Raw genomic sequence first — 17,864 nt, forward strand, 5'->3', positions numbered from 1 at the left:
GGGCCCTGGGTGATCGTCTAAACTTTAGACAGCACATCTAAAAAGTCAGGCGTAGAGGCGACAGGGAAACGTCTTAATTCTACGAAGGAAAAAGAGAAAGAAGTTTGCGAACTGTTGCGATCGGGAGGCCCACGACATTATCGAAAGGTCCTTCAAAGCGCTCGACGAACATTCTTCCTTTGCCTTGAATTCCGTAAGCACCGGCTTTATCCATGGGCTCTCCGGTGTCGATGTAGGTCCAGATTTCTTCGTCGGAGAGCGTGCGGAAGTAAATTTGTGTCGTCTCAGCTTGAGACACTTCTTTACCCGTAACGGAGTCGATCACACAAACGGCGGTGATCACCTCATGAAAATTTCCAGACAAAAGTTTTAAAATTCGATAGGCGTCTTCACGATCAGCGGGTTTGCCGAGGGGGCCCCCGCCGAAAATCACTTCGGTATCGGCGGACAGGACACGAAAGGGGCCTGTTCTGCTCGACTTTAGTTGGTCAAAAGCCGCTCGAGCTTTGCGTCGCGCGATATCTAAAATCTGCTCGTTTACATTCAGGTTTTTGTTAGGAATTTCCGATACTTTAACTGGAACCACGTCAAAGTCAAAACCAGCTTCTTTGAGAAGCTCACGACGGCGTGGGGACTCAGATGCCAAAACAAGTGGTGTCATGAGTTTTACTTGAACACAAAGAGGCGAAAATGGGAAGTGCAGAGTTAATGCTCATTCTAGGATTGCTGCTCGCAGGAGTGGCCGTCTTCCTATTTGTCAGCTCTATCTTCGCAAGTAATGCCGACAAACAACAGCTTTCCTGGGCGAACAATGATGAACCGGCAAAATCAAAAAATCCGGTGATCAATTTCTCGCGTCCGCTTGTACATCAGTTCACTTTGCAGCACGCCATGAGGATTCGCAGTGAAGGCTATCGCAAACGCGTCCGTAAATACATTCTTACTTCGGGTCTTTCGCGCGAGTTGAACGAAGATGAATTCATTGGGTTGCAGCTGCTTTGGGGTATCATGTTCCCCATTTTCCTTTTGATCATGAACTTCTCGCTGCAGTTGGGACTGTCGCCGATGATGGTGATGGGTATGGGACTCATTGGTTTTTATCTTCCGCAAATCCATGCGAAAGGTGAAAAGAAACGCCGCGAACTTTCTGTCCGTGCGGATCTGCCTTTCTTTATCGATCTTTTGGCGTTGTCGGTGGAAGCGGGTTTGGACTTCTTCTCTGCAATTCAAAAAATCGTGGATAAAGCTTCCGGTACAGACAGCGTTCTGGCCGACGAGCTGGGAACAGTTTTGAAAGATATCAAAATCGGTGCTTCCAAAGCGCAAGCTTTGAAGGACATGGCAGAGCGTTTGGATATGAACGAGATGACAAGTTTCGTGGCGGTCTTGGTGGATGCCGAGTCGACGGGCGCAAGTATCTCGCAAGTATTGAAAGATCAATCCGTGCAAATGCGTTTGGAAAGATTCGTGCGTGCGGAAAAGGCCGGTGCGCGAGCATCGCAAGCGATTCTTATTCCGTTGATGGTGTTTATCCTTCCAGCGGTATTTATTATTGTATTCGGTCCCGTGGCCGTGTCGTTCATGTACGGGAATAAATAGTATGATGACAGCGTTGCAGAATAAAACGACAAATCAAACATTGATTCCGAAGCTGGAAGTGGCTCGCTCTTTTGCCGCGCGCGGAAAAGGTTTGTTGGGACGTTCGTCTTTGGCGGAGGACCAAGCCTTGTGGATTCTTCATTGCAACAGCATTCATACTTTCTTTATGAAGTTTTCAATTGATTGTGTTTTTGTAGATAAGAACTTAAAAGTGAAGGCGGTCTATCAAGACGTCCGTCCTTGGCGATTGGTCCTTCCTGTATGGGGAGCCAGTTCCGTCATCGAAATGGCTTCAGGCTCCGTCAGCAAGATGAAACTCAGCGTGGGAGATCAACTTTATGTGGGCGCTTAGAATTTTGACCGGCCCGCAAGCGGGACAAATTATAGAATTAAAAATGGGGAAAAACCTGATTGGTCGGGCACCTCAATGTGATATCAAACTTGTGAGTCCTGGTGTTTCTAAAGAACACACGGAAGTTTCCGTCTTCAAAGAAAAGATTGTGATCACGGATTTGAAATCCAGCAATGGAACTTATCTTAACGGGATCCGTATTCAAAATGGTTTGATGCGTTTAGGAGATAAACTGGGAGTTCACGATATTCTTGTCGACGTGATTCCAGCTCCAGAGATACGTGCGCAGAACACACGTTCTACGGCGACGAATACAGGTGTGCCGGCGCCAATGCCTTATTATGGCGGTGGGGCTGCTCCGCAAATGCCGCAACAAATGGGGATGCCGCATGGAATGCCTCAGGGCATGCCGCAGCCCATGGCCGGAATGCCCGGAGCGGGTCCCGCGCCAGCACCGGCACCCGCTTATCAACAAGGTGGCTTAAAAGGTCTTCTTGATAAATTGAATGACTATTTAGATCGCGTGGCTCTGCCGGGCGTTTATAAATTGCCGCAATTCTTAGAACTGAAAATGGTTCTGTTAGGGTTTGTGGTTCTCTTCATTTTTTCAACGACACTTTTATCGATGATTCCGATGGTGCAAATCACACGCGCCAGTATCATCAACGAAAGCAAACGTCGTGCAGCCTCCATCGCACGTACGGTGGCTACAATCAATCAAGCGGCGCTTTTACAAAACAGTTATTCTTCATTGAGCACCAATGCCGCAGAAGCGGAAGATGGTGTAAAACAAGTTCTAATTGTGCAGCAGTCAGACGGTATGATCCTCGCTCCGGCGACACGCGCGGGGACGACACCGGATCTGCCGTTCGTGCATTCGGCTCGTCGCGAAATGCGACCGCAGGCCGTCGAGGTGGACTCGTCTACCATTGGCGCAAGTTTTCCGATTGGCTTGTTTGATCCGAATACGGGTGAGCAGTCAGTAAAGGCGCATGCGATCGTGCTTTACGATATTGGCAGCTTAGCGTTCGACGACGGTCGTGCGATCAGTTTGTTCATGCAGACTTTAGTGATCGCTTCTTTGATTGGGCTGATTATTTACTTCTTTATGTATAAGCTGATCGAGTATCCGCTGGTTTCTCTCAATACGCAGTTGGATATAGCGATGCGTGAAAAGAAAGACAACACCGAAGTAGACTTTATGTTCCCGCCTTTGCAGGCGTTGATCGGCAATATCAACAGTTTGCTTACGCGGTATATTCACGGAGAGACCGACAGCGGTTCGCCGGGAGCCGCGGGCTTTGTTAATAAAGACGGAGAAGCGGAAAATCTGGTGCAGTTGATCGGCTTCCCAAGTATCGCGATTTCCAAAGAGGGTCGCATTATCGCGTGCAGTCCCGCGTTTGCTCAAGTAGCGCGCGCGGAAGTGGCGCAACTGCAAGGCCAGCTTTTTAAGGCGATTCCGGATGTGGCTTTGCAACAGAATATCGACGGTTTGATGGTGCGCACGCGTGAAAATCCGCGCGCGATTCACACCGATCAGCTCGAGTTTAGCGGTCATCTTTGTATTTTAAGCTGTCAGGCTTTTGCGACAGGACAAGAAGTGGATTACTACGTAGTGACAGTGTCACCCACTGATGGCGGAGGCTCTTGATGAGTGCGGCTCCGCAAGTGAAAGACACTTTGAAATTCGATATTGAAATCGTGAAAGGGCCGCACATCGGTTTTAAGGCGACCTTTACGAAAGCCTCCGTGTCCATTGGTCGTGGGCCGGAGAACGATATCGTTTTGTCAGGTGATCCACGCGCAAGTCGTCAACATGCCGAGATCAAACAGCGTGGTAACGAGTTTGTGATCGTCAATTTGAGTCAGAAGAATTTCATTTTGGTGAATTCTCAGAACGTTCAGTCTGAAATTCTCAATAATGAGTCTGTGGTTCAAATTGGTGATACAGAAATTCGTTTCCACATGGAAATGCCGACGCCCGCTCCGACACCGGCTGCCCCAACGGCATCCATGCCGGCGGCAGCGCCAACACCATCTCCGATTTCGAGTTCGATTCTAAAACCGCAAATGCCACAGCCGATGCCGGCCCAAACACCGGCATTCCAGCAACCTCGACCTATGCAAACGCCGACAATGAATCAAGGTGGTTTGCCGTCGATGCCGTCCGCCTCTATGCCTCCGGCGCAGCCGATGCAATATGGTGGTTATCAGCCGCCACCATCAGGACCTACACCGACAATGGGAGTTCCGCGAGGAGCCTCATCGGGCGGAGGTCTTATGCAAAATCCGAAAGCAAGATTCTATGGAATCGTTGCGATCGTGGCTTTGGTCGGATGGTTTTTGCTGTCACCGTCCAAAAATGGCGAGAAAAAGGATCCGAATGCATTCCGGACTTCCGCAATTTCCATGCAGGACGTCGCAGATGCAGAGAAACGTTCTCAGGAACTTCTCACAATCAAAAAAGAAAAATATGATTCCGTTCAATATCGCCGGGCCCAAGAAAACTTTATTAAAGGGTTCCGCGACTTTCAGCAAGGTCAGTACGCAAGAGCTCGCGAAGCTTTCCAGGTTGTTTTAAACTTAGATCCTGAAAATGAATTGGCGAAACGTTATTATCATCTCGCTAAAATTAAGTTTGATGAACTGGTGAAGTTCAACATGATTCAAGGCAACCGCTATAGAGAAAAGAAGAACTGGAGAATGTGTCAGTCCAATTACTCGAACGTTATGACCATGCTTGCAAATCGTAAAGATGATCCTAGTTATAAAGAAGCAAAACAGTTCTTTGAAGAATGCACGTTGAATTTGGAGGGTCGTTTCTAATGGCACGTCTCCGAGTTCGTCTGCGTGGAAAACCTGTTTACGATATCACTCTTTCGGAGGACCGCTCCTACGTCGCGGGCCGCAAGGAAGACTGTGATATTGTTTTACAGCCGGAAAAAGGGATTTCACGCGAGCATTTTAAAGTTTCTTTCGCGAATGGCGTTTGGAGCGTAGAAGTTGTTTCCCGTTATGGAGAAGTCATTCATAACGGCGAGCAGGTTCAGCAGTTTAACCTGGATCACGGCACACAGTTTTCAATTCCTCCTTATGAATTCGATTATTTGAATACGACGGATGATGTTGCCGCCGTTCATCAAGGAACCTCCTCGAATCTTCCCGCAGTAAGCGGAGAAGGCGAAGGCTTCGACGGCAGTGAAGAAAAAACTGTCATCGGGGTCGCGCCGACGGCGGCTTATATTAAGATCGTGGATTCACAGAACGAAGCCAAGGAATTGATCCGTCTTGATGAAGGGGATTCTTGGGTAGCGGGACGTGATCCGAACTGCCAGATTCATATCAAAGATCAACGCGTCAGTCGTCGCCAATTTGAGATTCGCAGAGCGGGTTCTCAATATGTGATTCTGGATTTGGGGAGCGTGAATGGAACGCTTCTCAACGGGACTCCGATTTCTTCTTCGGAGCCGACGCCTATTAAAAGTGGCGATGCGATCAGCGTTCTAGAAAACTATTTGTACTTTGAGTTGCATGATTCTCATTTCCAAAGTCGATTGGAAATGGTGAACGTAGCGCCGCCGAATCCGCTGGTTCCTATGGGCTCGGATTCCGTGCCTATGGAATATCAGCAGCAGATGTCTCACGAGTTGATGCCTTACCAAAATCATGGCGGTATGGCTCCGGTGCCTTACCAACAGCAGATGCAATATCCTGCGATGGGTGGCGCAATGCCGGGGCATGCTCCGGTAGAAACAGGTAAGTTTGATTTTCAAAAGAATCGCCCGAAAATTATCGGTGCCGCTGTTTTACTGTTGGCGCTAGCGTATTTCTTTAGTGGCGGAGAGAAAAAACCTCCTGCGCCGGCGCCGGGCAGTGCTTCTGCTCCGGGTTCTCCGCAAGAGGCATTTGCGAAATTAAAACCTGAACAACAAGCTTTGGTTCGTCAGCGCTATAAAGACGCCAAGAATCTTTACATGCAAGGAAAGTATCAGCTTGCTCAAGATGAGATCATCAAAATTCAGGAAGTAATTCCTGATTATGAAGATATCAAAGAAATCGAACGTCTTTCCAAAGAAGCGATCTTCATTCAAGAGCAGCAACGCCGTCAGGAAGAGATCGAAAAAGCGAAAGCGGAGACGGAAGAAAAAATCCAAAAACAAACGGCGGAGTGCCAGAAGAAAATCAATCCTTCAATTACGATGGCCGATTTGGATGAATGTTTGTCCTCTGTGTTGCAGTTCAATCCAGAGCATCCGCGCATCCTTGACTTGAAAGCGCAAGTGGAGTCGATCAATGCGCAAAGAGAAGCCAAGGAAGCGGAGCGCATAGCTTATCAGTCGCAGGTTTCGAAATTGCGTAATTTGTTTGATCGGGCTCAACAAGTGCATAAAAAAGGCAAACCTTTGGATGCGATTGCGGCTTACGAGAAAGTGATCGACGCAAGACTGCCGGATCCAAATGGTTTCAAAGGTCAGTCGAAGAGGAATATTGCTTCCATCCGCCAAATGATGAACTCGAAAACAGCCAGCCTTCAGGCGGAAGCGGAAAAGTTTTATCAAGCTCAGAACTTACGAGGCGCCATTACCGCTCTTCGTAAAGCGCGCATGTTGGATCCGACAAATCCAGAATTGCCCGAGAAAATCGAACGCTATGTCGTCGAACTTCGCAAGCAGATGATGTCTCTTTATCAAGAAGGTATTCTTGAAGAGAGCTTCGGTAACGTTGATGGAGGCGAGTCGAAGGCCGGTGCCAAAGACAAGTGGAAGAAGATTCTCGAACTCGATATTCCGGACGGAGAATACTACAAGAAGGCTTACATCAAGTTGAAGAAATACGGAGCTCTGTAAAGTGAAGTTGCAAGAACGTTCGTACAGCACCAAGATCATGCGTCCCAAGCCGGCGATCCATCAAGAAGACGACGGTTCTTTGATTGTCATTGCCACATCATGGGGACAGCCTGAGCATGCACAACGCGCGATGGACGAGGTCGTTAAATACGTCAACGCCGCGAAGTCCGACGTGGAAGTCACGTCTCCGTTTGAATTCTTAACCTGCCTTTCAGATGAAGTGAACTATGTGCGCACGGGAATGCTGATTGCGAATGACATCCTCTATCGCGGTGAAAACAAGATGGAGTATTTCTCGGGCGTTGAAATTTTGGCTCTTTTTAAAAGGGGCCAGCAAGTCGCGTGGGGCCAGGTGGGTTGTCCAAGTCTTTTTATTCAAAGAAAAAATCAAAGCCTGCAACCTTTGTCGATCGGTTTGGATCTGTCTAGCGAGCTGCCTGTGGATTCAGAGGCTTTGCCTCCGTTACCGGCGCAGCTTCTGGGGCTTGATCCGACTTGCTACGTGCAATGCGGTCACACGCATGTGCAAGACGGGGATCAATTGGTTTTGCTGGCCAGTTCGTCTGTAGCCTCTTCTTTATGGGTGCACAGCGGTCAAGCCGCTGAGTTAAGTACGATCACAAATCGCATGATTCAAGAAAGTCCCGAATCGCCGTTTTGGCTGGGACTTGTGCAAATGAATCAAGACTGATTCTTAATACTCTTCCGTTTGAATGGATTTATAAACTTGCGCGCGGATTTTTCCGTATTCAGGCAAATGCAAAGCTAATTCCGTGCGTGAGGGCGCAAAGATGTTGTCGCGGGACGTATCCCAGATCAAGCCGGCGGCGATGTTGGTTCTTTGAATTTGCTGATCCAGCATATAGTTTCTGAAAGATCTCTCGAAGCGCTTCTTTTGCGTGTCCTTCGCCAAACCGCGATCTTCCGCGCGGAGCCAGTCGATAAATTCCAAAAACAACGGGTCTGAACAATTTTTTAGTTGTTCTGCTTCAAGCACTTTGTCGGTCAAAAGCAGAAAACAAGGATCCGAAATTTTCGCGGACTTGCTGTTCAGATTTTTTTCGCCGACATATTGCCATGCCTGCACTCTATTTTTACTGCCCAATTGTTTCAATGTTTCCCAGTCCTTTTGGTTGAGGGCGATTTGCGCCGTCCAATTCAAAAGATCCAAACTTTGTGTCTGAGAAGAAGAAAGGCGTTTCAGGTCCTTGAGCAATGAAAACTCTTGATCCGGTCGCATCCAGCGTGCATAGGGAATACTTAGTTTTGCATTCCATTCGGAACTCAAAGGTGGAAACGCCGGGAACTGAAATTTGCTTAAAAGGCCTTGCAGTCTTTGCGTCGTCGGCAGAATGCTTTCTTGCAAAAGAGGCAAAGGGTTGACCTCAAAACGATCGACAAGCGTATTGTAAAGCAGAGGTTTTTCGTCGTTGATGTATAGAACATGATTGGAAATCGCCGCCGTTCGCAAAGGACCCGCTTTTCTCCACAAAGCCCAACCGGATTCGATCAGAAGAGGTCGGTCCTCGGGCCAATTCACATTCGGACTTTTTAAAACGTTCAGCAGAGAGTGTGCGGGAAAGGAAGGATTTGTTTCGACAATCGTTTCGCCCAAAAGTTCATAAAGCGTACGACCGACGTCAACAATACTGACGTTCTGATCGATCTTCCAGTGAATAGCTTCATCGCGTTTCTTTTTTTGCGCGGGCTTGATGAACAAAGCCACTTGCGTGTTTTCGCCATGCAAGTTGAGGGAGGACAATTCGCGGTAGCGCTCGCTTGTCGTATGTCCATTCAGACCTGCGAAGATCACCGTCGTACTATCCCAGCGCTGCGTGGCTTTAAGCTTGTTGATAAGTTCGTAAAGACTCTCATCCAGTTCGTCGACCTGACTTTCGAAACTGAGATTCCGCGTTTCCCCCAGATCCGTCACAGTCTCTGTCGTCGAAAACAAAAGATCAGGCACGTAGATCACGCTGAAGAAAGAATTTTTTCCAACTTCCTGGTCAAGCCATTGCGTGAACGCTTCGGCGTTTTTATTAAATGGGCGAATCAGTGTTTTGAAGTTAGGAACGATGTTGTCCTCAAAAAGTTCGAAGCCTTGATTCAATCCCGTGCGACGAAAGACGGGGGCCCCGCCAGAGAAAAAACTAGTGCGGTAGTCTCGGCGAAGGGCGAGTTCAGAAACAAGATCTATCTCTGCAGCCAGTCCCGGTCCGCCGTTATGTCGGACTTTGTGTTGGAAAGGATAAAGTCCCGTGAGAAGGGAGGACAACGCAGGAACAGTCAGCGTGGATGGAGAGAACGCGTGCGTAAAGCGCACAGACTCGTTGCAAAGCAATTGAAAACCAGACCTCTCGACACTTTCCTGACTGCAAGTCACATCTGTGATCGTCAACTCGTCGACGGCGATCACAAGAATAGAACTCCTGTCGTTGGTTTGACAGGATAGCTGGACTAAGCTCATGAGAGTGACGAGAAGTACAAAAATGATTTTTCGCATACCTTGACCAAGAGGAAGGGTTTTAGAGATAATGGATCAATAATTTTGCACAGTCAAAGATTTGGAGGAAATCACCCATGCTCGCGGAAAAAATATTTACGGTCGCTCACTTAGCCGATCAAGTGGTTCTATGGATTCTTTTGCTTTTGAGCGTCTTGAGCATCGGAATGATTTTGGAACGTTATTTTGCATTGAAAAAAGTGGCTGCGGAATCTCAACGTGTACGTGCGCGCATCAAACTTGCTTTACAAAGCAATAGCGTAGAAGACGTTGAAGATCTTGCGAAAGATCCAAACTCTCTTGAAGGCCGCGCTGCAGGCTATGCTCTTAAACACATGAAAGACTCCGGCAGCAAAGGACTTGAAGAAATTTTCAACACGTTTGCTTTGACTGAGCGCCCTGAGTTGGAAAAATTCTTGGGCTTCCTGGCGACTGTGGGTTCGAACGCTCCATACGTGGGATTGTTCGGTACGGTTTTGGGTATCATGAAAGCGTTCAACGATTTGGCAACGGCTCCTGAGGCAGGTCAACAAACTGTGATGGCAGGTATCTCGATGGCCCTTGTTGCGACGGCGGCAGGTCTTTTCGTGGCGATTCCGGCTGTTGCTTTCTACAACTACTACAGCAAACAAGTTAAAAGCGTTTTCCAAAGCCTTGAATCCGTCAAAGAACTTTGCCTTGCTTACGCTAAGAAAAAAGGTGTGTAGTCATGGGAATGAAATATGATGGAGACAACGAGTCCATAGCGGACATTAACGTTGTTCCGTTGGTGGATATCATCCTTGTGGTTCTGATCATCTTCATGGTGACAGCGCCCATGTTCATGAAACCCACGATCAACGTTAATTTGCCTAAAGCGGCGAGTGGCGATCAAACCGCTCCCAGTAAGCTGAACATTGCGCTTACAGCTGACGGACGCATCAACTTGAACGGTTCTTTTGTGAATGAAGAAGACGTTAAAGTTAAAGCGACCGAAGAGTTCACCAAGAACGCGGAAGTGCAAGCAATTATCTCGGCGGATAAAGACGTTCCGCACGGGAAAGTTGTCGGAGTCCTCGATATCGTCAAGGGCGCCGGAGTTAAAAAGTTTGCAATCAGTATCGATAAAAAATAGAAATAAAAAAGGGCTCTGCACAGAGCCCTTTTTCTTTTAGCGTCTCACCCATTGGCAGGTGTTTGAAATCAGTTTCAGCTTTTGATTTCGACATTCGAAGACAATACCGCCTGAATAAACATGTTGGTCGTTGTCCTCATAACGATTGTTGTATCCGTATTCGTAATCCCACGACGGATTTTGTTGTGGAGTATGAATGCGCGGAATCGTCGTTCTGCAACTAAACGTTGTTTTTTGCAGATAACTCAAAGCCCCTACGTTGTAAGCGCTCAAGCCCACATAACTTGGATAACTGTAAAGGAATCCATGAGCGTCGTAGCTTCGGTTCAACAAAAATTTTCCACGAGGTCCATCAAAGTATTCGCCGAAATAATTGTAGGCTGCATCGTAACTTGCGTTCGTGAATGTGAAATAAGACGTGGCACTGCAGCCTGTTGCAGGTTCGCTGATCGTGACTCGCGCGATACTGCTTTGCAGGGCTTGGCCGGAGCCGTCCTTAATAACAACGTGATAGTTACCATCTTTCGACCATGACGATGCATTGTCATAGTAAAAAGCATAGTTTCCGAAACCGCCATCAATTGATTTGCCGTCTTTGTACCATTGGAAAGTAAAAGGAGCTTTACCACCCGCGATCACCACTTCAAGTTGAAAGTCGTTCTTTTCAAGCACGCTTAAACTTTTTGGTTGTGAAGTGATGCGGAACGTATTGTTCACGGTGCCGCCTCCGCCAGAGCCGCCCGGCGTGACACTGCCACCTCCTGTGGAACCTCCGCCCGAGCTTCCGCCACCGACGACAATCGCGCCGCCAGAACCACCGGAGCCACCTACGTTCACGCCACCGCCGGAACCTCCGCCGATGTTAATGCCGCTGCCAGAGCCGCTTCCAGGGCGGGAATCCCAGATAGAGCCCCCCGATTTATTTCCGTCCGTCGAAGGACTAGAATTGGCCCCTTCATTCGAATTAAATGAATTTTGTGGCGCACAGTTTTGAAAGCTTAAAATAGTGAGGAAAGTGATCAAAAGACCAGAGAGGACGCGAAAATTGCGGATCCTTTTGAGAATACGTTTGGTCATAGTAACTTCCCCCGAATTTACCTGGACTAAAATACGGAAGAATTGTGGAAAAACTTGAGTAAAACCGGTTTAGGTCGGTCATTTTCTCAAAATGACACAGCTAAAGTCCTGGGCGGGATATCCGATCAAGACATCATGTTCAAGCGTCAACCCACAGACACACAATTGATTTTTGTAACGTTGATTTTAGTTCTCTTAATGGGGATTCCAACGTTTCAAACATTGGCCAACAATGATGACGAAGTGCCGTCTTCAGAGGTGGCGGCGCAGCCATCGCCAGCGCGTGTGCCTGCGAGCATTGCGCAACAACAACCGCACACAGTTCCTTCCGCGCTGAGTTCTTTCACGCAGTATGATTTAAGCTGTGCAAAAAAAGGCCAAGCTTCGCTGAAGATTACGGGTTCGTATGTGCAATTCCAGGGCAAGAATTGCCTGAAGAATTACAAAACTGGAGACATCGAAATCATTAACAAAAGCAACGGCTATACAGCCTCGGTATTCAGCCGCGGCTCTGACAAATATCAAACAGACCTCATCCAATTGCAGAACGGGGAGAACGAAATTGCGATTCGTTATCGCGAACGTTCCGGAAAAGCCGTGGAAGAGGTTGTTCGCGTTCGTTCATCACAGATTTAACATAAACAAATCAATATCTTAATGCGTATCGCTAGAGTAAGATCAATTAAATTGATCTTCCTTTCCTCTGCCTTTAAGGTAGCCGGCGTTGCGGAATTTGCACACTAAAAATGCGGCTGGATTTGGATTGATGTTGATTGAAGGATTTTTACAACCAGTGGATTTAAAGAAGCGATCGGACATTCATTATGCTCGAAAGATCTGGCATATGTCGGGAGTCTTCACGATGTTCCTGGCGTACGTCTACCTTCCACCGGCTGTCTCCATGACGATCCTTGTAACAGCGTGGCTTCTTTTTGTTCCGATTGATTTCGCTCGTCAAAAATATCCTGCATTGAATGACCTTGCTGTCCACGCGTTTAAGCCTATCATGCGTCAAAGCGAAGTGAAAAAACTGGCGGGGACAACCTACCTGCTGAGCGGTGTTCTTATCGTTGATGTTTTGTTTCCGCGCGAGATCGTGGGCCTTACTCTTCTGTTCTTGGCATTCGCGGATCCTATCGCAAGTTACTTTGGTATTCTTTACGGTAAAGACAAAATTTTCGGTCACAAATCCATTCAAGGGTTTATGGCGGCGTTCTTCGTTTGTGCCGCGGTGACATTCTTCTATCTGCTGTATCACAATTATTTGATGGATCGTTTGATCATCGTGAGCTTGTTTGCAGGCCTTGTCGGCGCGTTCGCGGAGCTTATTCCCGTAGGTAAACTTGATGACAATTTGACTCTGCCTCTGATGAGTGCGGTCGGTCTTACTATCTTGTTTTATTTCTTTGGTTTTTTTGCCACCGTAGGATAAAGTTCTCGCGGGAGAACTAATGGCAACTGAAACTCATCTAGACAAAATTGACTCTGAAGAAGCTCGCGCTCAGCGCTTGGCAATGTACATCTATATTCTTCCTAACTTGATGACAACGGGGAACCTTTTCTCGGGTTTCTTCGCTGTTATTCAAGCCATCAAAGGAAACTTTCTTTATGCCGCTTATGCGATTGTTGTCGCTGCGGTTTTCGATCAGCTCGATGGCCGCTTGGCACGTTTGACTCGCTCAACAAGTAAGTTCGGCGCTGAGTACGATTCTCTTTGCGACCTTGTCAGCTTTGGTATGGCTCCGGGCGTGTTGTTGTTCTTGTGGGCGCTTCAACCCTTCGGTCGTTTGGGTTGGGTCGCATGTTTCCTTTTTGTCACTTGCGGTGCGCTTCGTTTGGCGCGATTTAACGTACAAGCAAACGTTGTAGAGAAGAACTATTTCCAAGGACTTCCGATTCCAATGGCGGCGGGTATCGTTGCCTCCTCTGTTTTGGCATTCCAAGATTTGGAATTGGATCCTATGGGGAATTATGGTCTTCTTGTGATGACGATCTTGTTGGCTCTTGTGATGGTCAGCAACTTCCGTTTCCGCAGCTTCAAAGACTTGGATTTGAAAGAGCGTTTGCCATTCCGTTATCTCATTTTGGGTGTCGGTGTTCTTGTGGTTGTGGCTTTACGTCCTGAAGTTATGTTGTTTGTCCTTTTCATGGGATATGCTGGTCTTGGGGCGATTTTTGGTATTTTCAGACTTGGTAAAAACATCCGTAAGATTAAGCCTAGTGTGTATGCTCCGGCCCAAGTGCATGAGAGCGACTTAGTCCTCGAAGAAGAGGAAGAAGAGGCGAAGAAAGATGAAAAGAAAACTTAAAGTCGGAGTGGTAGGCGCGACCGGAATGGTCGGCCAAACCTTCATGAATATCCTGGCAGAGCGTGACTTCCCTATTGCTGAGTTGCGCCCTTTTGCATCTGAAAATTCCCTGGGTAAAAAAATCGAATTGCAGGGCACACAGTGGCCCGTGCAAATTTTGAAGGACGGCTGTTTCGACGGCCTCGATCTTGTTTTCTTTTCTTCCGGAGATGACATCTCCAAAGAATGGGCTCCGAAGGCTGTTCAAGCCGGTGCGTTTGCTGTCGATAACTCGGCCGCTTTCCGTATGGACCCGAACACTGTTTTGATCGTGCCTGAAGTGAACGGTCATTTAATCAATGGTGGTTCTAAGCCGCAAATTATCGCGAACCCGAACTGCTCGACGATCCAACTTGTTGTCGCTTTGAAACCTCTTCTAGATAAGTTTGGTTTGGAAGAAGTGCGCGTGAGCACGTATCAAGCGGTGAGCGGTGCCGGTCAAGGTGGTTATGACGAACTTATGGAACAAACAGCGAACCATAAGAAAGACAACCACGAAGCAAAAACATTTCCGCACACAATTCTTTTTAACTGCATCCCGCAAATCGGTTCTTTCAACGACGACGGTTATTGCAGTGAAGAAGTGAAGATTATGAAAGAGACACGCAAGATCTTGGAACAAAAAGATCTTAAGGTGTCCGCTTTCACCGTGCGTATTCCTGCATTGAACGCGCACAGCGAATCCGTATGGGTGACTTTGAATAAAGAAGTAAAACGCGATGACATCATGGCCGCATTGAAGGACTTTCCGGGTATTGTCGTTCAAGATGATCCTAAGAAATCGGATTATCCTTTGGCTCGCGATGTTTCCGGCAAAGACCCCGTCTATGTAGGTCGTATCCATCGCGATCCGGAAAATGCCAAAATGTGGTTGATGTGGGTTGTCTCAGACAATATCCGCAAAGGGGCCGCATTGAACGGCATTCAAATCGCCGAAAAAATCTTCCACTCTTAGCGCCGAAGCCGCCCAGTATCGAGATGAACCGACGAAGGTCTGGTCGGGCTGCTTATTTTGACATCCCGACCTTGGCATGGTTCGATTAAGGGATATGGCTTTACTTCCAAGGATTGGATTTAGAAAAGGTCTTACGCTTCCCGCACTTTTGCTCGGTGCTGGGTTGTCTTTATTTTCTGCGCAGACACTGGCGACGGTTGAACTTGTTTCTATTTCTGGCGTCTCTAATCAAGATCTCACGACACTGACTAAGCCGCTTATTTATGGCGGTTTTACCGGTGGTTGTACAGGCGACGGAATTTCCACTTGCGATAGTTGTACTGGGGCTGCAGTTTCCGGCTCCAAACTTTGGACATGTAATAAGACGAATGCTTATCCGAACTTGCGCATGACAATTCAGGTGTCGACGAACACCGCAGGCGCGAGTGCGACGAATTATTTAATCAAGGTTAATGAAGATAAATTCACGCCGACGATATCTCCGACGTTTGCTGACGGTATTCTTACTGTGCAAATGACCTGGGGTGAGTTTTGTAATGCCGCAGGACAGGGCTCTTCTTGTGCGACAAGTTTTTCGGCCGACCTGCAAGTTGGTTTCGAGATCACAAATTCAGGAACAACGACGGCGGATACTCTACCGTTTAAAGTTTCCGTGCGTGCGGCGGCGACGGACGGCAGTGACTGGTTCTACACAGACTGTAATACGGCGGATGCAACCGCTTCGATCGGGTTTTGTCATTTCGAGACCTTCCCTGGCGATCAAAAAATTTACGCGGATAATTTAGTGGTCGCGCCGGGATATCCTGCTTCAACAGCGGCGGGCATCAATTACACAGACCTCGTTTTCTTCTATGAAGAACAACAAACGGCGGAAGCGGATACAGCCACGGTGGCGCGTATTTCAAATGCGTCTCCCTTCTTTACTATCGGCGTTCAAGAAACAGCCAGTCCGCCGGTTGCAGACAATCGTATCGACGGCCTGACGAACGGAACGCGCTATTGCATGGTGATGGCGAATCAGGATGCGACGGGAATTATTTCGTTCTTCACGCCAGCTCCGGGACACACGACGACTCCGACACCAGTACCCATCGGGGAGTTGTGTACGACGCCTGCTGAAGTCGTCGGTCTGCTTGATGATAAAAAATGTTTTATTGCGACGGCGGCGTTTGGCAGCGAGATGGCTCCCGAAGTGCAAAGCTTCCGCGATTTCAGAAACAAATATCTGCTTCCGTACTCTTGGGGAAAAAGTTTTGTAAAATTCTATTACAAGCACAGTCCTTATTACGCGCATATGATCGCGGAAAGCGAAGTGGCGAAAACAGTTGTGCGTGCGGCTTTATGGCCTCTTCTTTTCTTTGCAAGAATGAGTGTGTCGTTCGGGTTCTGGGCGACCCTTTTGATTTGGTCTTTGGTGGCCGTCAGCGCTTATGAACTCTATCGCCGTGTGATCGTAGGCCGACGTTATAGAGGAGAGCCGTGATGACTTGGAAAAACTATTTCATCGCTCTTCTTGCCGTCACAGCTTTTCAATCTTCCTGGGCGCAAGAAACCGAGTCAGCTCCCCAAGAGCCGCCGTTTGTCCAAGAGGAAAACGAATTTGAAACTCTGCCGGAACAACATCAGTCTTTAGAGGCTGTCGAAGGCGATGACGTTTTAAGTATCGAAGACGAACTCCAGCAAGCCGAGCCCGAAAAAAAGAGCACGGTGAACCTGAATGAACAGCTGCAAGAATCAGAAAAGAAACAAGAAGACGAATTGATCTTCGAAGAGCCCCAAGCCACGCCGATCGTGGAAGAGCCTTCCGTTCCTGAAGCGCCTGTTGTAGAGGTGAAGCCTTTGCCGAAATCTCGTCCAGGCAAGGCGGTTCGTCGCTCCGCTAAAGGGGGCGTCGAGTATATCGAGCATCCGCAAGCAGCCAAAGGTTTGCTGACGATCACCAAAGAAGGCGCCTACATTTATAAGACCAAAGAAGGCGAAGAGCATGACAAGAGCGGAACATTCCGCGTCGGCATGATTGATCCGCCAAAAATCACTTCGGCCGACGGTACGACGACTTTTGATTCAATGTATTCAGGTTCGCAGCAGCCGATGTTTATGTTCGATTACGAATGGCAGCCTTTCAATCATTACGGAAAGCTGGGCGTGCAATTCGGTGGCGGGATCATGCTTGCTAACGGAAACGGACGCTTTATCGAAGGCGATCACGTCGGTGAAGAGGCCAAAGAGAAATACACCTTCATCGCAATTCCGTTGAATTTAGGAGTCGTCTATCGCTTGGAGTGGATGAGTCGTCAGTGGCTCGCACCCTATGTCTCGGGCGGTGGAACTTATATTGGTGTTGTCGAATATCGTGATGATGGAAAGTCGCCGTCTGTTGTGGGGACGCCAGGCGTTTATGGAGCGGGAGGTATGATGTTTAATATCTCCGCGTTGGATCGCGATACCGCTTTTACTTTGAGTTCCGAATACGGCATCGCTAATCTTTGGCTGACTTTGGAATACCGCTACCTGAATACCTTCAGTGAAGATGTTGACTTCACGTCAGGTATTGCAGGGGCTGGTATTACAGTCGACTACTAAGGCTCTTGGCAACTAGCGGAAAAGATCGTTCTGTTGTGACGGAACGTTTCGATAGCTTGGCACTTAAGACCTGCATCTGAACAGTTCGCACGAACGTAAACTTGGCCGTTGTTTTCAGCCATTACGTTATTGTTTTCACACCAGCTCAAGAAAAGAACTTCGAAGTCGTCTGGACGAGAGCTGATCTCTTCTGAAGAGTTGTATTGCGCCATTGCAGGACCCGCTACCATCATCAAAGCCACGATTAATGATTTCATGTTTTTCTCCTTGGATTTTTTGTTCATTTAAAAAGATGGCATGAAGTACGCTGATCCCAAGCTGCCGTCAAGGGACTATGAAAAGAGAACACTCTCAAGAGTGACCATTTCTGTCCTGTCATGTAGTCACTTCAGGAACGTCAACTTCGTTGACACTCTCATGTTGCGTTTATTTTTAGCTCAGCCTGTTCCGCTAAATTACGTTGAATCTTCAAGAGGAAAATAC

Annotated in this window: 18 protein-coding genes; 14 read left to right on the plus strand and 4 right to left on the minus strand. The window is 47.9% G+C overall.

The features are described 5' to 3' along the window. Window positions 1-79: 79 nt before the first annotated feature. The gene (locus tag QJS83_RS09150) at window positions 80-661 is read right to left on the minus strand and encodes a Maf family protein (protein ID WP_284604205.1); all 582 of its coding nucleotides are present in this window, start codon (window positions 659-661) and stop codon (window positions 80-82) included. A gap of 29 nt (window positions 662-690) precedes the next feature. Here QJS83_RS09150 and QJS83_RS09155 point away from each other — a divergent pair, with 29 nt between their 5' ends. Genes QJS83_RS09155 through QJS83_RS09180 form a run of 6 tightly spaced genes read left to right on the plus strand, consistent with a single transcriptional unit; the run spans window position 691 to window position 7,492 of the window. Next, window positions 691-1,599, plus strand: coding sequence for a type II secretion system F family protein (locus QJS83_RS09155; RefSeq protein WP_284604206.1), 909 nt, complete (start codon window positions 691-693; stop codon window positions 1,597-1,599). Window position 1,600: 1 nt separating this feature from the next. Continuing rightward, complete coding sequence (locus QJS83_RS09160; protein WP_284604207.1) at window positions 1,601-1,951, plus strand: DUF192 domain-containing protein; 351 nt, start codon at window positions 1,601-1,603, stop codon at window positions 1,949-1,951. Then, a complete protein-coding gene (locus QJS83_RS09165; protein ID WP_284604208.1) occupies window positions 1,938-3,605 on the plus strand; it encodes an FHA domain-containing protein in 1,668 nt (555 codons plus the stop codon). Before QJS83_RS09160 ends, QJS83_RS09165 begins: the two co-directional genes overlap by 14 nt. Further along, the gene (locus QJS83_RS09170) at window positions 3,605-4,780 is read left to right on the plus strand and encodes an FHA domain-containing protein (protein ID WP_284604209.1); all 1,176 of its coding nucleotides are present in this window, start codon (window positions 3,605-3,607) and stop codon (window positions 4,778-4,780) included. The genes QJS83_RS09165 and QJS83_RS09170 overlap by 1 nt, the downstream gene beginning before the upstream one ends. Further along, window positions 4,780-6,801: an FHA domain-containing protein gene (locus tag QJS83_RS09175; protein ID WP_284604210.1), complete on the plus strand. Its 2,022-nt coding sequence runs from the start codon at window positions 4,780-4,782 to the stop codon at window positions 6,799-6,801. Before QJS83_RS09170 ends, QJS83_RS09175 begins: the two co-directional genes overlap by 1 nt. 1 nt (window position 6,802) lies before the next feature. Continuing rightward, window positions 6,803-7,492, plus strand: coding sequence for a hypothetical protein (locus QJS83_RS09180; protein ID WP_284604211.1), 690 nt, complete (start codon window positions 6,803-6,805; stop codon window positions 7,490-7,492). 3 nt (window positions 7,493-7,495) lie between these two features. Here QJS83_RS09180 and QJS83_RS09185 read toward each other — a convergent pair whose 3' ends face one another. Next, window positions 7,496-9,217 (minus strand): sulfatase-like hydrolase/transferase, encoded by a 1,722-nt coding sequence (locus tag QJS83_RS09185; RefSeq protein ID WP_284604212.1) that lies wholly within the window; start codon window positions 9,215-9,217, stop codon window positions 7,496-7,498. Between the two features lie 164 nt (window positions 9,218-9,381). Between QJS83_RS09185 and QJS83_RS09190 the strand changes: the two genes are divergently transcribed. After that, on the plus strand, window positions 9,382-10,011 hold the full coding sequence (locus tag QJS83_RS09190; RefSeq protein WP_284604213.1) for a MotA/TolQ/ExbB proton channel family protein: 630 nt from the start codon (window positions 9,382-9,384) through the stop codon (window positions 10,009-10,011). 2 nt (window positions 10,012-10,013) lie between these two features. Beyond that, window positions 10,014-10,418: an ExbD/TolR family protein gene (locus QJS83_RS09195; protein WP_284604214.1), complete on the plus strand. Its 405-nt coding sequence runs from the start codon at window positions 10,014-10,016 to the stop codon at window positions 10,416-10,418. Between the two features lie 36 nt (window positions 10,419-10,454). Here QJS83_RS09195 and QJS83_RS09200 read toward each other — a convergent pair whose 3' ends face one another. Beyond that, window positions 10,455-11,495, minus strand: a complete 1,041-nt coding sequence (locus QJS83_RS09200; RefSeq protein ID WP_284604215.1) for an immunoglobulin domain-containing family protein — start codon at window positions 11,493-11,495, stop codon at window positions 10,455-10,457. A gap of 135 nt (window positions 11,496-11,630) precedes the next feature. Here QJS83_RS09200 and QJS83_RS09205 point away from each other — a divergent pair, with 135 nt between their 5' ends. From QJS83_RS09205 to QJS83_RS09230, 6 genes are all read left to right on the plus strand, one after another. Further along, entirely contained in the window at window positions 11,631-12,131 is a 501-nt protein-coding gene (locus QJS83_RS09205; protein ID WP_284604217.1) for a hypothetical protein, read from the plus strand. Between the two features lie 208 nt (window positions 12,132-12,339). Beyond that, window positions 12,340-12,927, plus strand: coding sequence for a diacylglycerol/polyprenol kinase family protein (locus QJS83_RS09210; protein ID WP_284604218.1), 588 nt, complete (start codon window positions 12,340-12,342; stop codon window positions 12,925-12,927). A 19-nt stretch (window positions 12,928-12,946) separates the two neighbouring features. Next, window positions 12,947-13,804: a CDP-diacylglycerol--serine O-phosphatidyltransferase gene (pssA, locus tag QJS83_RS09215; RefSeq protein WP_284604219.1), complete on the plus strand. Its 858-nt coding sequence runs from the start codon at window positions 12,947-12,949 to the stop codon at window positions 13,802-13,804. Beyond that, a complete protein-coding gene (locus QJS83_RS09220; protein WP_284604220.1) occupies window positions 13,788-14,798 on the plus strand; it encodes an aspartate-semialdehyde dehydrogenase in 1,011 nt (336 codons plus the stop codon). Before pssA ends, QJS83_RS09220 begins: the two co-directional genes overlap by 17 nt. Window positions 14,799-14,892: 94 nt before the next feature. After that, on the plus strand, window positions 14,893-16,281 hold the full coding sequence (locus QJS83_RS09225) for a CFI-box-CTERM domain-containing protein (RefSeq protein ID WP_284604221.1): 1,389 nt from the start codon (window positions 14,893-14,895) through the stop codon (window positions 16,279-16,281). Then, window positions 16,281-17,381: a porin family protein gene (locus QJS83_RS09230; protein WP_284604222.1), complete on the plus strand. Its 1,101-nt coding sequence runs from the start codon at window positions 16,281-16,283 to the stop codon at window positions 17,379-17,381. Before QJS83_RS09225 ends, QJS83_RS09230 begins: the two co-directional genes overlap by 1 nt. Here the strand turns inward: QJS83_RS09230 and QJS83_RS09235 are convergent. Beyond that, a complete protein-coding gene (locus tag QJS83_RS09235; RefSeq protein WP_284604223.1) occupies window positions 17,378-17,638 on the minus strand; it encodes a hypothetical protein in 261 nt (86 codons plus the stop codon). The genes QJS83_RS09230 and QJS83_RS09235 overlap by 4 nt on opposite strands. Window positions 17,639-17,864 lie beyond the last annotated feature (226 nt).

The sequence above is a fragment of the Bdellovibrio sp. 22V genome, from assembly GCF_030169785.1.
Classification (GTDB): Bacteria; Bdellovibrionota; Bdellovibrionia; order Bdellovibrionales; family Bdellovibrionaceae; genus Bdellovibrio.

What these genes read in the sequence shown, in the direction of transcription:
- QJS83_RS09200 (WP_284604215.1), bottom strand. Translation starts at nt 11,495, where the DNA reads ATGACCAAACGTATTCTCAAAAGGATCCGCAATTTTCGCGTCCTCTCT.
- QJS83_RS09235 (WP_284604223.1), bottom strand. Translation starts at nt 17,638, where the DNA reads ATGAAATCATTAATCGTGGCTTTGATGATGGTAGCGGGTCCTGCAATG.
- QJS83_RS09155 (WP_284604206.1), top strand. Translation starts at nt 691, where the DNA reads ATGGGAAGTGCAGAGTTAATGCTCATTCTAGGATTGCTGCTCGCAGGA.
- QJS83_RS09195 (WP_284604214.1), top strand. Translation starts at nt 10,014, where the DNA reads ATGGGAATGAAATATGATGGAGACAACGAGTCCATAGCGGACATTAAC.
- QJS83_RS09175 (WP_284604210.1), top strand. Translation starts at nt 4,780, where the DNA reads ATGGCACGTCTCCGAGTTCGTCTGCGTGGAAAACCTGTTTACGATATC.
- QJS83_RS09230 (WP_284604222.1), top strand. Translation starts at nt 16,281, where the DNA reads ATGACTTGGAAAAACTATTTCATCGCTCTTCTTGCCGTCACAGCTTTT.
- pssA (WP_284604219.1), top strand. Translation starts at nt 12,947, where the DNA reads ATGGCAACTGAAACTCATCTAGACAAAATTGACTCTGAAGAAGCTCGC.
- QJS83_RS09160 (WP_284604207.1), top strand. Translation starts at nt 1,601, where the DNA reads ATGATGACAGCGTTGCAGAATAAAACGACAAATCAAACATTGATTCCG.
- QJS83_RS09210 (WP_284604218.1), top strand. Translation starts at nt 12,340, where the DNA reads ATGTCGGGAGTCTTCACGATGTTCCTGGCGTACGTCTACCTTCCACCG.
- QJS83_RS09220 (WP_284604220.1), top strand. Translation starts at nt 13,788, where the DNA reads ATGAAAAGAAAACTTAAAGTCGGAGTGGTAGGCGCGACCGGAATGGTC.
- QJS83_RS09170 (WP_284604209.1), top strand. Translation starts at nt 3,605, where the DNA reads ATGAGTGCGGCTCCGCAAGTGAAAGACACTTTGAAATTCGATATTGAA.
- QJS83_RS09190 (WP_284604213.1), top strand. Translation starts at nt 9,382, where the DNA reads ATGCTCGCGGAAAAAATATTTACGGTCGCTCACTTAGCCGATCAAGTG.
- QJS83_RS09165 (WP_284604208.1), top strand. Translation starts at nt 1,938, where the DNA reads ATGTGGGCGCTTAGAATTTTGACCGGCCCGCAAGCGGGACAAATTATA.
- QJS83_RS09205 (WP_284604217.1), top strand. Translation starts at nt 11,631, where the DNA reads ATGTTCAAGCGTCAACCCACAGACACACAATTGATTTTTGTAACGTTG.
- QJS83_RS09225 (WP_284604221.1), top strand. Translation starts at nt 14,893, where the DNA reads ATGGCTTTACTTCCAAGGATTGGATTTAGAAAAGGTCTTACGCTTCCC.
- QJS83_RS09150 (WP_284604205.1), bottom strand. Translation starts at nt 661, where the DNA reads ATGACACCACTTGTTTTGGCATCTGAGTCCCCACGCCGTCGTGAGCTT.